Origin of the sequence: Aquimarina acroporae (assembly GCF_023195925.1) — a bacterium.
Lineage (GTDB): Bacteria > Bacteroidota > Bacteroidia > Flavobacteriales > Flavobacteriaceae > Aquimarina > Aquimarina acroporae.
This window is the reverse complement of sequence record NZ_JALPRE010000012.1, coordinates 18,833-32,953: the sequence shown is the minus strand read 5'-3', so window position 1 is coordinate 32,953 and position 14,121 is coordinate 18,833. Positions and strand designations below refer to the sequence as shown.

At 31.7% G+C, this 14,121-nt stretch carries 11 protein-coding genes; 6 read left to right on the top strand and 5 right to left on the bottom strand.

Annotated features, from left to right (window positions below):
* Both M0D21_RS17480 and M0D21_RS17475 read right to left on the bottom strand, forming a co-directional pair.
* Positions 1 to 741, bottom strand: coding sequence for a hypothetical protein (locus M0D21_RS17480; RefSeq protein WP_248331971.1), 741 nt, complete (start codon positions 739 to 741; stop codon positions 1 to 3).
* A 283-nt stretch (positions 742 to 1,024) separates the two neighbouring features.
* Positions 1,025 to 2,359 carry an aspartate kinase gene (locus M0D21_RS17475; protein WP_248331969.1) on the bottom strand — a complete coding sequence of 445 codons (1,335 nt, stop codon included), beginning with the start codon at positions 2,357 to 2,359 and terminating at the stop codon, positions 1,025 to 1,027.
* Positions 2,360 to 2,494: 135 nt separating this feature from the next.
* Between M0D21_RS17475 and M0D21_RS17470 the strand changes: the two genes are divergently transcribed.
* Positions 2,495 to 3,139, top strand: a complete 645-nt coding sequence (locus M0D21_RS17470) for a hypothetical protein (RefSeq protein ID WP_248331966.1) — start codon at positions 2,495 to 2,497, stop codon at positions 3,137 to 3,139.
* Between the two features lie 53 nt (positions 3,140 to 3,192).
* On the opposite strand, the gene M0D21_RS17465 is transcribed toward M0D21_RS17470, so the two are convergent.
* Positions 3,193 to 5,256, bottom strand: coding sequence for a M13 family metallopeptidase (locus M0D21_RS17465; RefSeq protein WP_248331964.1), 2,064 nt, complete (start codon positions 5,254 to 5,256; stop codon positions 3,193 to 3,195).
* Between the two features lie 542 nt (positions 5,257 to 5,798).
* Here M0D21_RS17465 and M0D21_RS17460 point away from each other — a divergent pair.
* The 5 genes from M0D21_RS17460 to M0D21_RS17440 all read left to right on the top strand — a co-directional run bounded on the left by M0D21_RS17460 (position 5,799) and on the right by M0D21_RS17440 (position 11,830).
* Positions 5,799 to 6,332 carry a hypothetical protein gene (locus M0D21_RS17460; RefSeq protein ID WP_248331962.1) on the top strand — a complete coding sequence of 178 codons (534 nt, stop codon included), beginning with the start codon at positions 5,799 to 5,801 and terminating at the stop codon, positions 6,330 to 6,332.
* A gap of 201 nt (positions 6,333 to 6,533) precedes the next feature.
* Positions 6,534 to 7,934, top strand: coding sequence for an ATP-binding protein (locus tag M0D21_RS17455; protein ID WP_248331960.1), 1,401 nt, complete (start codon positions 6,534 to 6,536; stop codon positions 7,932 to 7,934).
* A gap of 142 nt (positions 7,935 to 8,076) precedes the next feature.
* Positions 8,077 to 9,351: a carboxypeptidase-like regulatory domain-containing protein gene (locus M0D21_RS17450; RefSeq protein WP_248331958.1), complete on the top strand. Its 1,275-nt coding sequence runs from the start codon at positions 8,077 to 8,079 to the stop codon at positions 9,349 to 9,351.
* 166 nt (positions 9,352 to 9,517) lie between these two features.
* Positions 9,518 to 10,981 (top strand): S41 family peptidase, encoded by a 1,464-nt coding sequence (locus M0D21_RS17445; protein ID WP_248331956.1) that lies wholly within the window; start codon positions 9,518 to 9,520, stop codon positions 10,979 to 10,981.
* 336 nt (positions 10,982 to 11,317) lie between these two features.
* Positions 11,318 to 11,830: a lipocalin-like domain-containing protein gene (locus M0D21_RS17440; RefSeq protein ID WP_248331954.1), complete on the top strand. Its 513-nt coding sequence runs from the start codon at positions 11,318 to 11,320 to the stop codon at positions 11,828 to 11,830.
* A gap of 130 nt (positions 11,831 to 11,960) precedes the next feature.
* On the opposite strand, the gene M0D21_RS17435 is transcribed toward M0D21_RS17440, so the two are convergent.
* Together M0D21_RS17435 and M0D21_RS17430 are read right to left on the bottom strand one after the other, a co-directional pair.
* Positions 11,961 to 12,287: a hypothetical protein gene (locus tag M0D21_RS17435; RefSeq protein ID WP_248331952.1), complete on the bottom strand. Its 327-nt coding sequence runs from the start codon at positions 12,285 to 12,287 to the stop codon at positions 11,961 to 11,963.
* A gap of 385 nt (positions 12,288 to 12,672) precedes the next feature.
* Positions 12,673 to 14,121 carry a rubredoxin gene (locus M0D21_RS17430; RefSeq protein ID WP_248331950.1) on the bottom strand — a complete coding sequence of 483 codons (1,449 nt, stop codon included), beginning with the start codon at positions 14,119 to 14,121 and terminating at the stop codon, positions 12,673 to 12,675.

The window sequence follows — 14,121 nt, the reverse complement described above, 5'->3', positions numbered from 1 at the left end:
TTAAGATTGGGTATTAGTTTTTGAAAGATGAGAGTGAATCATAGAAAAAAGTGACTCAATAAACTTGTCCGGCTTTAGTTTACGTAGTGCCTTGTTTTTGACGTAAAACGCCTTTATTTCAGACTTTTGCTCCGGAAACAATTTAACAACATCACTTTTACCATCAATATTATGATAAATATTATCGTAAAAAAGGATGTATGAATTCTTATTTGAAAACTGATAAAAAACCCGTCTATTTTCTATCACATCTCTTTTTACAAGGCCATTTTTTTTGTACACATCTAAAAGTCCTTTATGCAGCAGAACCTCAAAATACCCTGACACCCCTGTACTCAGAATTTTTTCATTATTAATATGAAGAAATTTATGACCATCTATGAAAAAATAATCGACTTTCTCCTTCAGAAGTTGAAGCATAACTGCTCCATAACTATCAGGAAGTTTTAATAGAATTTCGTCATGATAAACATCGTAGCGAAGTTTTAGATCAGGATATGATTGCCCATTGTAATTGACTGACCCCGAAAGAAAGTCATAGGACTTAAAAAATTGATGCTGATCATCATAGATATTTTTATATTCTATCTCTAATATCACACCATTGGAAATACCAATATTCTCTATTCCCACATAGTTGTCAAATAAGGCATAATGTTTATTATTCACCTCATTTGCCGACTGGCCAAACATTAGTAAAGAAGATAAAAATAATGATAAGAAAAGTAGTTCTTTAATCATTAGAGTTATTTATTTCCTTTAATATTTATATAAGTATTATAATTTTTTTAGGCAGTGGTGCAGGACATACGAAATGTACGGATTTCCCTTACTTGATCCGAAAGTACATATTTTAAAATCTCATAAAAATTTTTGTGGTGTTAAATATTAGTTAATTAAGATTTGTCACAAAATTTAACACTGGTAACCAAAAGTTTAAAAAAAAGTAGGGTAATAACTTCTATAAATATATTACGCATGAAATAGAAGTCCCCTACTTTTATCGAGATTACATAACAAACAATTATAGAACTACTTCATTAGGTACTTGAAATAGTTTATCGTTTAAAAACCTAAGTGTTGGTATTTTATCTTTGGTATCTACCAAAATAGATATGTTATTATTACTACCTCCATATGATACCATTCTTACAGGTATATAATTGAGTATTTCAAAAAGTTTATATGAATTTTTATCATTAATGACAGATTCACCTACTATACAGATTATACTGTGATTTTGATCTACAGTGATCTCGGCATAACTTTCGATTTCTTTTACAATTTTATCTAAGTTTTCGGTATTATCAATTGTTAATGATATTGCAATTTCAGAGGTTGTGATCATGTCTATTGAGGTTTCATAGTTATCGAATACCTCAAATATTCTTCTCAAATACCCATGTGCCATCAACATTCTATTAGACTTAATCTTTATAGCTGTAATACCATCTTTTGCTGAGATAGCTTTTAATCCCTTTCTATAAGTTTTGTTAGAAATGACTGTTCCGGGCGCATCTGGCGCGAATGTATTTTTAAGTAATACAGGAATATCTTTATCAACCACAGGTGAAACCGTTTGAGGGTGCAAGATTTTCGCTCCAAAATAGGCTAGCTCTGCAGCTTCGTTATATGTAAGATGCGAAATAGGCTTCGTACCTTCTACATATCTTGGATCGTTGTTATGTAACCCATCAATGTCTGTCCAAATTTGTACCTCTATGGCATTGATAGCCGCACCTATTATGGTAGCAGTATAGTCGCTACCTCCTCTTTTTAGGTGGCTTATGTTATTTTCCTTATCCCTACACACAAAACCTTGAGTAATAAATAGTGATGCTTGTGGAGAGTTTTCTATAATTCTATTCAGTTTTTTCCCAACTTTCAGAATATTTGGGTTTTCTACAGATTCGACATGCATAAATTCCTTGGCATCAAGTAAAACATTGGATACTCCAATAGCATTTAAAAATCCAGAAAATATGTAGGTTAGAATAGTTTCACCATAGGTTACAATTCTTGAATAAACGGTATCTGAATATCCCTGATTTGCAATTTCAAAAAGATCTGTAATCATAGAAGAAACTCCTTCTTTAAGAACACTTCTTATCGCATCGTCTTCTACTAATTCATGGATAACCTCAATATGCTTATTTTCCAGCCAATGAAGACTTCTAGTAATTGCTTCAGTATCATTGAACTTTACATTGTCAACAATTTTAACCAATTGATCTGTTACTCCTGACATTGCAGAACAAACCACCATTTTATCTTCCTGATCCGAAATTAAAATTTCCTTTACCTTATGTAAATTCTCAACCGATCCTACTGACGTCCCTCCAAACTTTAAAACTTTCATTCTTCTAAATTTCTAGATTTTGTATTTAGCTTCTTTTCAAATTGAATAACAATGCATAATTAATTAAATAGCTATTAAGTATAAATTATTTAAAAGAAAAAACATAAATTTGTACATAGTGTTAAATATATAACAATGAAAACAATTACAGATTGCGTACATAATATTCTTCGTCATCAACCTTTTCTTGAAGACGCTCTATCAAGGAATATTATCAATTTCAGTTCTTTAGCGATAGATATGTTACCTCAGGTAGAAAAAATAATGCGAAAACCTGTCAAGACAGGTTCAATTGTCATGGCACTTAGACGTTACCATCCAAAAAGAATTAAACATATAGATAATCTTAGGAATCTTGGTGATATTGTGGTACGATCTGGTATTACAGAATATACTTTTTTGAACTCAAATACAATCTTAACCAGTCAAACAAATCTTTTAAACAGCGTAAAAAACGAAGCGAAAGCCTATTTTACATATTCCAGCAATTTTCAGGAAAGTAACATTCTAGTTGCCTCTTCTCTAAAAGACACAGTAGAGAAACATTTTAAAGATGAAAGTTGTATTTCTGTAACAGACAATCTTTCTTCAATTTCAATTGCCCTGCCTCAAGACAATTCAAAAGTTATTGGGTTATACTTTTACATTTTTAAATTGTTAGCATATGAGGGCATACCAGTTTTTGAAGTTATTTCTACATCGAATTACTTTACACTATTTCTCGAAAAAGAGTTTGTAAATAGTGCCTTTCTTTTGATGAATGAAATAAAAGAAAGCTAAATAAAAAAACCCTGCAAAAGCAGGGTCTTTAAGTTGTTTATGTATTTGGAATATTACCAAATTCTCACTCTTTCCTCTGGAGCTAAATACATTTTATCTCCTTCTTTAATATCGAAAGCTTCATAAAAAGCATCAACATTTAATAAAGGCTGTATAGCACGTACCTTACCAGGAGAGTGTGGATCTGTTTTAATTTGTGTTCTTAAAGCATCATCTCTAACTAAAGTTCTCCAAACCGTTGCCCAAGACATAAAGAAACGTTGTTCAGGTGTAAAACCATCTATGTTCTCTGGCTTACCATTCTCTGCAAAGAATTTCTGTAATCCATCATAGGCTCCTAATACCCCACCTAAATCTCCAATATTTTCACCAAGTGTAAATTTACCGTTTACAAAAACACTATCTAAAACTTCAATATTGTCGTATTGTTCAGCCAAAGCGTTTCCTCTTTCTGTGAAAGATTTTAGATCTTCTTCTGTCCACCAGTTCTTAACGTTTCCATCTGCATCAAAACGAGCACCAGAATCGTCAAAAGCATGAGAAATTTCATGACCGATAACAGCACCAATACCACCGTAGTTTACAGCTTCATCTGCCGTGTAATTGTAAAACGGAGGTTGCAAGATAGCTGCTGGGAAAACGATTTCATTATTAAGAGGGTTGAAATATGCATTTACCGTTTGAGGAGACATTCCCCATTCAGATTTATCAACTGGCTCTCCTATTTCTTCAAAATTCTTATCCTGAGACCATTTGCTAACTGCTGCCATATTTTCAAAATACGTCTTATCTGCAGACACATCCATTTTTGAGTAATCTTCCCACTTATCTGGATATCCGATTTTAACCGTAAACTTATCAAGTTTCTCAATCGCTTTAAGCTTAGTTTCTTCACTCATCCAATCTAATTTTTGGATTCTTTCTTTGTAAGCTTCGATTACGTTAGCAATCATTTTTTCTGCTTTAGCTTTTGCTTCTGGCGGAAATTTCTCATCAACATACAATTGACCTAATGCTTCTCCTACCGTTCCGTTAACAGTAGCTAAAGCTCTTTCATCTGCTGGACGTTGTTCTTTTTGACCTCTTAAGTATTTACTGTAAAATTCCCAGTTTGCCGTTTCTATATCAGTTGTAAGTCTACCTGTAGCACTGTTAAACGTATCCCATCTTACCAAAGTTTTTAAATCCTCGATAGGAGTATTCTTCAAAATCCCATTAAGCGCTTTAGTATAACGCAAATGAGCTACCATAATAGTATCAAACTTCTTTGTCATACCCAAATCAACAATCATTTTCTTCAAATCTACTGAAGGTAACAAAGCATCTGCTTCGTCTACAGTTCTTGGGTTGTTGTAGTTACGAACATCTCTACTTTCAACTTTATCTAATCTAGGTTCTGCCAATTGAGTCTCAAGTGCTAATATTTTATCTGCAGCAGCAGTAGCATCAGCTTCAGCATCACCAAGCATTTGTAACATTCTTACAATATGCTTTTTATATTCTTCGCGAATTTCTTTAGATTTTTCATCTTGGTCTAAATAATAATCTCGATCCGGAAGACCCAGTCCATTTTGCCCCAGATACACGGCATTCATTTTACTGTTATTCAAATCTGCTTGTACCCCGAAACCAATAAATGGAGAAGACACAGATGGGTTTTTAGCCAAAACCGTTTGTAAATCTTCTAAGTTTTTGATAGAAGCAATATCATCTAATGCTGGTTGTAGAGGTTTAATACCCGCAGCATTTCTTGCAGTAGTATCTAGTTTGGTATCAAAAATAGCCAAAGCCTTAGCTTGATCTGTTTCTGCTCCATATTTACCACTCTCTTTAGCTTTTGCTAAAATATCCAGTACATCTTGGTCTGTTGCTTTACGAAGTACTCCAAAACCTCCCCAACTTGTTCTATCATCAGGAATTTGAGTATTCTTCATCCAAGTACCATTAACGTAATTGTAAAAATCATCTTTTGGACTAACGCTGGTATCCATATTTTCCAAAACTATTCCTGGAATTTTTTCTACTTCAGCAACTTCACTATCGCTTTCCTTTTTTGCTTCGTTTTTACAACTAGCAAAGGCAATAGCAACTGCAGCCAAAAAATACATTTTTTTCATTTTTATATTCATTCTATTAGTAAATTAAGATTAGTTATCTCACATATGACGTAAAAATTGATAATTTGTTACGTGATATGAGCGCGTAATTTATACAAAATGAAACTTGTGATAGGTTTGACAACAAATTTTTAACGAAAAAATAAGAATTGACAAACTATAAAGATCTAGTTACAAATAGATTAGTTCAAAAATTTAACTTTGTAAGAAAATCCACTACAATTTTACATAGGAAATACCTTCAATCTTTTAAAACACATTACTTTTCTAAAAATCAATGAAATACGAAGCTTAAAGCATATAAATGTTAAAAAAAAACAAAAATTTAACATTTATCAAAACTACTGCAAACACTGGGCTTAGACATTTTTTATGTATTCTACCGTACCTTAAAATCGATATAAAGCATAATAAAAGTGTGTTTTTAACATAAAATATTGTATATTGTCGTTGATTTTGTGTTTTACAACGAAAAAAAACCATTTTTTGTAAGTAAAAACTCACAAATTAAGAATTGAGGTTTAACCCTAAAACCAAACTTTATGAAAACACTATTACCCCTAATTGCCTTGTTCTTAACAAGCGTTGTATTTGCAAATACAAAAATTGACATTTCCTACAAATTGATGTCGGTTACCGAAAATACCGTGATCAATGGATTAGACGAAAACACTGAAGAAGGTGTAATTTTCATTACCGAAAGCTTGCATATTGAAGATGGAGCGCGTATTAAAATTAGAAATGCATGTTTAATCATCTTAGGTGACCTTACTGGAAACGGAGTTATTGATATCGACTCAAGTGCTACCGTAACTCTTGAAGGAGAAGAGCAAGGAAGAATTACATTTATCAATAGATTTCTGGCAGATAATACTTGCCAGCAAAGTACAGATCAAAAAACGTTCAGACATATTATTGAAGTTCCTCAAGGACTCAACTATACATTATATACTATGGATGGAAGGTTATTAGACAAAGGACAAATCGATGATTACATCCAGTATCTAGTGGACCCAAAAACATATTTAATAAAAATAGAGGGATACAAAATCAAAAAGTACGTTTTCAAAGGATAAGAATATTACACAATCATTAAAAGTAAGGTAAAATCTATGGCAGAATTATTCTGCCATGGATTTTTTTATGGTTTATCTAACTCAACATTTCGCAATACTTTTCGAAAGAATTAGAAAAAACTTATATTTAACCTCACAACCCTAGTTTTACCCCCATACCTCCGTAAACAGAAAATCTGAACTAAACCAAACATTTTTGATATGGGAACATCATGGCTAAAAACAGAAACTACAAAATACACACTATATGGAGTGTGCTTCGGTTTTATGTTTCCGATTTTGGCGACTTGTCTTGATATTTCTAAGCTTGGACTAGAATTTTCCTGGGAGTCTGTTTTCTTTGTTCAAAAAAACTATCCGATACATTATATAATAGATACTGCACCTATTTTCTTAGGTCTTTTTGCAATGTTTGGAGGTAAAAACCTTGATAAACTCAAAGAAAAAAATGCTCAAATTCTTAAAGCTTCAAAATTCAAACAAGATTTTCTGGCGAATATGAGCCATGAAATAAGAACTCCTATGGTAGGGGTTATTGGTATGATTGATCTTCTCTTTAAAAACACAGAGTTGAATGATCTCCAGAAAGAATACGTAAGCACCATTCACCAGTCTTCTCATAACCTACTAGATATATTAAATCAGATCCTAGATCTTTCCAAGATTGAAGCTGGTAAATTTAAATTATCAGAAAAGCCAATAAATCTAAAAGAACTTATTCAGCAAAATGTAGATCTTTTCCTCGCCACAGCAAAAGCCAAAGAGATAACAATTATTCCTGAATATTCTCAAGACCTTCATGAAAACATAATCGCTGATAGAAACAGGTTAACGCAAATTATATCTAACCTTATAGGCAACGCTATTAAATTTACTGATCAAGGTAATATTCTTGTAAAGGCTTCTGCGAAATCTCAAAAAAATGATGACCTAGTTATTAAAATTGAGGTTGTAGACTCTGGTTTGGGAATTAGTAAAGAAGATCAAGAAGCTCTTTTTAATCGATTTACTCAACTACATGATGACACTCCTGTTATGGGAGAAGGAAGTGGATTAGGCCTTTCTATAAGTAAAAAACTGGTGAACCTTATGAATGGCGAACTAGGGGTTAAAAGTGAACTAGGTAAAGGGAGTAATTTTTGGTTTACTTTCAAAACAAAAATTACTACTGCCCTACCCGTAAAAACAAATAACACTTCTGCGCAATCTGAAAATCCTCAATATGACCTTCATATTCTTTTAGTTGAAGATTCTGAAACTAATATTTTGGTTTCAAGTCAAATTTTAAAATTTCTAGGATGCACTGTAGAAGTTGCAAAAAACGGTAAAAAAGCTATCGAAATGTTTGGAGAAGATCAATTCGATCTTATTCTTATGGATATTAACCTTCCTGATATCGATGGTGTACAAGTTTGTAAGGAAATTCGAAAAAGCTACACTAAAGTACCGCCTATTATCGCGTTAACATCAAATGCTCTACCTGGAGATGCTGAACGTTTTATCGCGAAAGGGCTTGATGATTATATCACTAAACCTTTTACAACTGAGATTATGAATATAAAACTCAAAAATTGGTTCGGTGACCATTACAAATACCATTAACAAAAAGCTTAAGAGAAGTGCGACAAGGCATAACAAATAGTCTTTTTTAACTATTTTGTAAATATATACCTCGTCAAAATTTGTTATCTTGTCTGTTAAGATTTTTGTGTTATAAAGAGAATTTGAACCTAAAACTCGAGCTATGAACAAAAAAAGTATTTTTCAAACTACTAACTATCCGGCTTTTTTACTGTTCCTTTTTTTGATAATTGGCTTTTCTGCACCTATAAGTGCCTTTCAATCTAATCATACCGAATATAAAGGAATAGTAGTCGATAATGAAACCAACCGACCTATTGTATCTGCCACCATATCTTTAAGCAATAGTAATATATCTACCGTTACAAATGATGAAGGAGAATTTTTATTAAAAGTTCCTGCAGATCAAAACAACGGAGAACTAACCATATCTCATTTGGGATACAATAACGAGGTAATAAAACTCTCTAACTTTACCAGTGAGCTAAAAATAAGACTAAATCTTTCGGTTACTGAACTTTCTGAAGTAAATATAGATCCAAAAAATCCAGAAGCGCTTATTAGGGCAGTAATGAAGAAAAAAGGTGATAATTATCTAGATCACAGTGCAATTATGACCGCTTTTTATAGAGAAACCATTAAAAAAAGAAGAACTTATGTATCGCTCTCTGAGGCTGTAGTAGATGTTTATAAAAACCCATACAGTTCTAAAAAAACAGATATCGTTAAGCTTTATAGAGCTAGAAAAAGTGCAGACTATAAAAAACTGGATACCCTAACACTGAAGCTACAAGGTGGGCCAACAACCACTTTGTATATTGATGTGATGAAGAACCCTGAAAATGTATTTACTCAGGAAATGTTGAATTTTTATCAATTCGCCTTTGATAAATCTACCAAAATCAACAATAGATATATCTATGTTTTGAACTTTAAACAACGTCCTAATATCGAAGAACCTCTATATTTTGGTAAATTATATATTGATGCAGAAACTCTAGCACTAACAAAAGCAGTATATAGTCTGAACATGGAAGATAAGGAAGAAGTAAGTAAAATGTTTGTTAGAAAAAAACCTAACAATGCTAGAGTTTATTTCACAGAAGCAACTTATCATATCGATTATCGACAAAAAAATGGTAGATGGTATTATGGTTATGGTAGAATAGATTTAGCTGTTAAGATTAATTGGAGAAAGAAATTATTTAATTCTAATTATAAGCTTAACGTTGAAATGGCTATTACCGACTGGAGAAAAAATATCGACAATGAAACCTTAAAACCCAAAGAACGTTTAAAATCTTCTGTAGTAATTAGTGATGAAGCCTCTGGTTTTTCTGATCCAAAGTTTTGGGGAGAATATAACGTAATAGAACCAGAAAAATCTATCGAATCTGCAATTAAGAAAATACAAAAACAGTTAAGAAAATTAAATTAACCAAATAACGATAACTTTTTAGAAAAGAGAGTGTCAAAAATCGACACTCTTTTTTGTTTACAACAAATCAAAATACAATTCGTTACCTTTACCAAGGGAAAACAAAGTTTGCAACACCGTTGCATAAAAATAAGTTAATAGTACACAAACATTCTAGGTTCTAATAATGCAAAAAATACATTTTCTTGTACTTTTTTGGATCACCATCCATTCTATTTCTGCTCAAAAATCTATTGATTCTACAGCTTTAAGGAAAGATTTAGATATTTTCGAGCGTATTCTAAAAAAAGGACATCCTGGCCTATATGAATATATCACTCAAGATTCGCTCGATATTATATTCGAGACAACCAAAGATTCTATTAAAGAAGGGCTTACTGATTTAGATGGATATAAAAAAATGGTAGCTATTGCTGATCAAATTAAGGATGGTAATTTAAAGCTTTTAGCCCCACAAACCTTAAAAACCGATAGATATTATTTTCCACTCATTTTGAAAATAATTAATGCAAAATTCTACACAGATACAGAAGATCATGATATTCCTATTGGATCAGAAATTAAAAAAATAAATCATAAGAAAACTTCTAAAATAATTCATGATTTAAAAAAATACACTCCGAGTGATGGTAACAATTTAACCAAAAAGTATAGAGATTTAGAGCTGAAATTTGGTTTGTTTTATGCATATGAATACGGTGTTACCAAAACATTCGAAATTTCTTATATCACTCCAGAAGGAGATGAAAAAACTACAACTATTGAAGCCGAATCTTTTGTAAAAGTTAAGCTGAGAAATTTGAAACGCAACTCTTATTTCGCAAGCTATCACCAGAAAAAAAATGGTTTCGATTATTTTGATAAATATATTGGAAACCTACAACCTTTTGTATATTATAAAAATGAATCCAATACAGCTATTCTAGTCATCAATTCTTTCCGAAATGACGTCCAACTATTTCAGTCCAACCTTACCAAAATATTCAAGGAAATAAACGCTAAAAAGGTAAAAAATCTGATTATAGATATTAGACAGAACGATGGCGGTTATCGAGCAAATGCAGTACACTTATTTTCATTTATTACTTCTAAAACTTTTAAACAATATCAAAATGAATATGTTGTTTCTCTATCTATCCCAGAAAAAAAATATGTTGTTAAGTCATTTTTAAATGAAAAAGAATTTCTTGAGAACAAGTTTAGATACCATCCTGTTTATGATGGATGGAAATTAAATTTTGATGATATGGAAAGCCTTATGGTGCCCGATGAAAATCGTTTTAAAGGAAAAGTTTATGTACTTGGTAGTGGCATCAATACTTCTGCCGCAGCCAATTTTGCTTTAAATGTAAAGAACGATCCAAATATCGTATTGTTAGGTGAAGAAATTGCAGGAGGTTACTATTTCCACATAGGAGAATTTCCAGCTTACTATGAATTACCCAATACCGGTATACAACTTATATTGTATATGGAGAAAATAACCCATTATGTTAAGGATCTGAGTATTACCAGGGGTTCGGGAATACCACCAGATAAATATATTTCGATAACCAGGAGTGATTTAATTCAAGGAAGAGATCCTGTTCTGGACTACATTTTTAAACTTGTCGGTGGAGGGAATAAGTAAAATTCACCTACCCTATGTAAGTATTGACACTAGTTACTAATTCACATGATTTATGTAACATATGCTTAAAGCGTAAAGCAAGATTCTCATCGTTAAACTTCATGGCCTCACTTATACTATTGGACAAAACCAATTCACCGATTAGATATTCAACAAAATAATTTTGGTCCTCTGTCAAAAGTACGTATTCTGTCATATTACCATTATGATTATTCTGCTAAAATAGAACTTAAACAGCGTCATATTTGCATATAAAGAGAATACTTTTACACATAAGTATTAACAATTATCTATATTGCTTATCTAGAACTCATCTCACTATTTCAATTCTTTCCAATGAAAAAACCATATATCAATTTTACACTAATAGCAATGTTTATCCTTTTTATTTCCTGCTCGACCACTAAGGAGAAACCTTTTGAATTACCCAAAAATGCATTGTCTTTGATAGCACATGAGTCCGGAAAAACCTGGAAACTTGCCTGGAGATATAATAATGGTACTCGAATGAATATGAGTGGATGCTTTCTCTCCTATAGAATAACCTATAAGCCCGACTTAAGTTTTAAAGATAACAGTGAAGAACATGCGAATTGCGGTGCATCATTAAGTGGTAACTGGGAAATAACTAAAGACAAAAAAGGATATTCATTTATTAAACTCACCAGTGCACAGTTACCAGAACTCCTTAAGACCAAAACGAATTATAAATATTTCAAAATTCTTCAACTCACCAAAGACACTCTTAGAATTAGATTTAGGCACAAACAGTTTTCATCTGAAAGTACATTTGAAGATACTTTGGTAGCAGAAGACATCGAGGTAAAAGACCGAGATTTTCACAGATAAAAAAAGATCATGGCGGAAAGCCATGATCTTAAAACTTAAAAACTAATTATGCAATCTTATGTATTTATTGTGGTTGATAATATATCTTAAGAATTGCAAATCTTTCAAATATACTAATAACTAATGTTTGTTAGCTGTATTGCGCTTCTATTTTCCTTAATAATCCTATTTCAATGTATTCTGAAATTTCATCTTCTTTTCCTAATTTATCGGTTTCAATAGGAATCCAGCCATCAATTTTGATCATGTCATTTGGGTTACTGCTGAAAAACATTTCATATTCATAACTTTTTAAACCGTTACTGTAGGCAGCAGTAGTGGTATTTCGAAGTTTTTCTGCCATTCTTTTTTGCACAATTTCAATCTTTGATGATAAATCTAAAGTCTCAGTATCTCTATGTACCTCAACATTTAAAAACTCTGATATAGACGCTATTATTACTTCTTCTAAATTCATAGACATAAAATTTGGTTACTAATTCTGTTTTTTAAAAGGGTTCTTTGTTCATAATTCACACTTTTAAAAATTACACCCTATAAAAAATAGGGTTAAAATCAAAAAATAATAAATATTTAATCTATTACCCCCTTATTTTCATAACAAATCTATGCATTAATGTTTAAAAAAATAAAACATACCCCCAAAAAAACAGGGGTCATGTCAAATTATTGCATTTTATAAAAAAAAGATTTATATAAATTATTTATTTCCTAATTCATAAACTAAGAAATTTCATTTTTTTTAGAGTTACATGACAGGAAAACATCGCTAAAGGCAACAATAATCTCCCTAATACTGTTAACGAAATATTAAATTAAGAGGTAAGAATGCTTATTATTGTTTATGAAGTAACTTCTAAGGTGATTCTTTCGAAACTGGATTTTGGTGACTCACACAAAGAACAACAATAATCGTCAGGCAAATCCTTAAAGTCTATTCCCGCAGGAATATTGTTTACCAAATCCCCTATTGAAGGGTCATAGAGAGTTTTACAATCCATACATTGAAATACCTCAACCTGAACAACTTCTTTTTTCTTTGATAAATTAACATTTTGCTCGCTATCATCTGTCCCAAGATTACTAAAATAGGTTTTGGTAAGTTCTAGAAGAAGCCCTGGCAAATCCATCTGATCCACATCTTGTGCATAAGAAACATATGTTTTAGAATTAGGATTAAAGTTCTTTGCATATAAAACATTATAAGTAGGTCTTATCACAAAATCTGATATATCTTCAGGCATTTTGTTTTCCTCAATCATCACAGAGGTAAAGTAGCGTTTTTGATTTCTGTTCGCTGTGATACCAAAAGTTAGACCATAGGTACTTATATCATTTTGATCAAAATTCATTACCAAAAATTTCTTGAGATCAAATGCACGTTTATTATTTACAGGTAAATGCCAATTTAACTCCAGCGCAGAATGTCTTATATTTATCCCAAATTGTCCTAACAACTTTTCTAGAGCTAACTTACTTTCTTTTGGTATTCCTTTTAGAATAAATGATTTCCAAGGAGTAAGACATATCTTTCCTATTCTGTGCTCTACACAGAACTCGCACAATACCTTCAAAAAATCAATATCATATTGATTATTTCTCCAATAAAGTCCTAACCAGTATTCATTAATCCCCATTTTGTTCATTCCTTCATAATAGGGAAATGGCCTAAAACTCAATTGAAGTTCCTTTTCTACTACTCTATTATTTGTTTGAAGCTTTTCATTAAGCACATAAAAAAGCTCATTTATATCATTTAAATTACCATATTCTTCTTCAATCGCCTTGGCTATTTTTGCTATATCCCAAGTATAAATTAACGCTGGGTAATAACCTTCACCCCAACCCGGCAACTTCAAAAACAAATACCAGTAATCTTCATAGTCTGAAGCAATAAAATTCAAATCTCCAGAAAACAATGGCACTATTTGTTGTTTTGCATCTACAATATTAATTTTTAAAGTAGGTTGATATCTAAATTCCTCGAGAATATATAAATAGGTTGTCCCCCTTAACCAAACAGTAGCATTAAATATGTCTATAGAAACATATGAACAACTAATATTTTGCTTTTCGTCGGAAGTGAAAAAGGACGCATCATACGATTCATGATCTGTTAACAAATTCCCGGTCTTATCTTTCAAAGGGAAAATAATATCCTGCCGCGAACCAAAATGAAAAAAGTCTAATCCTAATTTTTTGGCATATTCTATAATATGCTGTAATTCTACCGGAGACATCACTCCTCCTTTAATATCAACTCTATGTAATGATCTATCTACTTCTTTCAT

Bases quoted from the DNA above. Each gene is read 5' to 3' on its own strand.
- M0D21_RS17445 (WP_248331956.1), top strand. From the start codon at position 9,518: ATGCAAAAAATACATTTTCTTGTACTTTTTTGGATCACCATCCATTCT.
- M0D21_RS17480 (WP_248331971.1), bottom strand. From the start codon at position 741: ATGATTAAAGAACTACTTTTCTTATCATTATTTTTATCTTCTTTACTA.
- M0D21_RS17450 (WP_248331958.1), top strand. From the start codon at position 8,077: ATGAACAAAAAAAGTATTTTTCAAACTACTAACTATCCGGCTTTTTTA.
- M0D21_RS17475 (WP_248331969.1), bottom strand. From the start codon at position 2,359: ATGAAAGTTTTAAAGTTTGGAGGGACGTCAGTAGGATCGGTTGAGAAT.
- M0D21_RS17470 (WP_248331966.1), top strand. From the start codon at position 2,495: ATGAAAACAATTACAGATTGCGTACATAATATTCTTCGTCATCAACCT.
- M0D21_RS17460 (WP_248331962.1), top strand. From the start codon at position 5,799: ATGAAAACACTATTACCCCTAATTGCCTTGTTCTTAACAAGCGTTGTA.
- M0D21_RS17465 (WP_248331964.1), bottom strand. From the start codon at position 5,256: ATGAAAAAAATGTATTTTTTGGCTGCAGTTGCTATTGCCTTTGCTAGT.
- M0D21_RS17455 (WP_248331960.1), top strand. From the start codon at position 6,534: ATGGGAACATCATGGCTAAAAACAGAAACTACAAAATACACACTATAT.
- M0D21_RS17440 (WP_248331954.1), top strand. From the start codon at position 11,318: ATGAAAAAACCATATATCAATTTTACACTAATAGCAATGTTTATCCTT.
- M0D21_RS17430 (WP_248331950.1), bottom strand. From the start codon at position 14,121: ATGAAAGAAGTAGATAGATCATTACATAGAGTTGATATTAAAGGAGGA.
- M0D21_RS17435 (WP_248331952.1), bottom strand. From the start codon at position 12,287: ATGAATTTAGAAGAAGTAATAATAGCGTCTATATCAGAGTTTTTAAAT.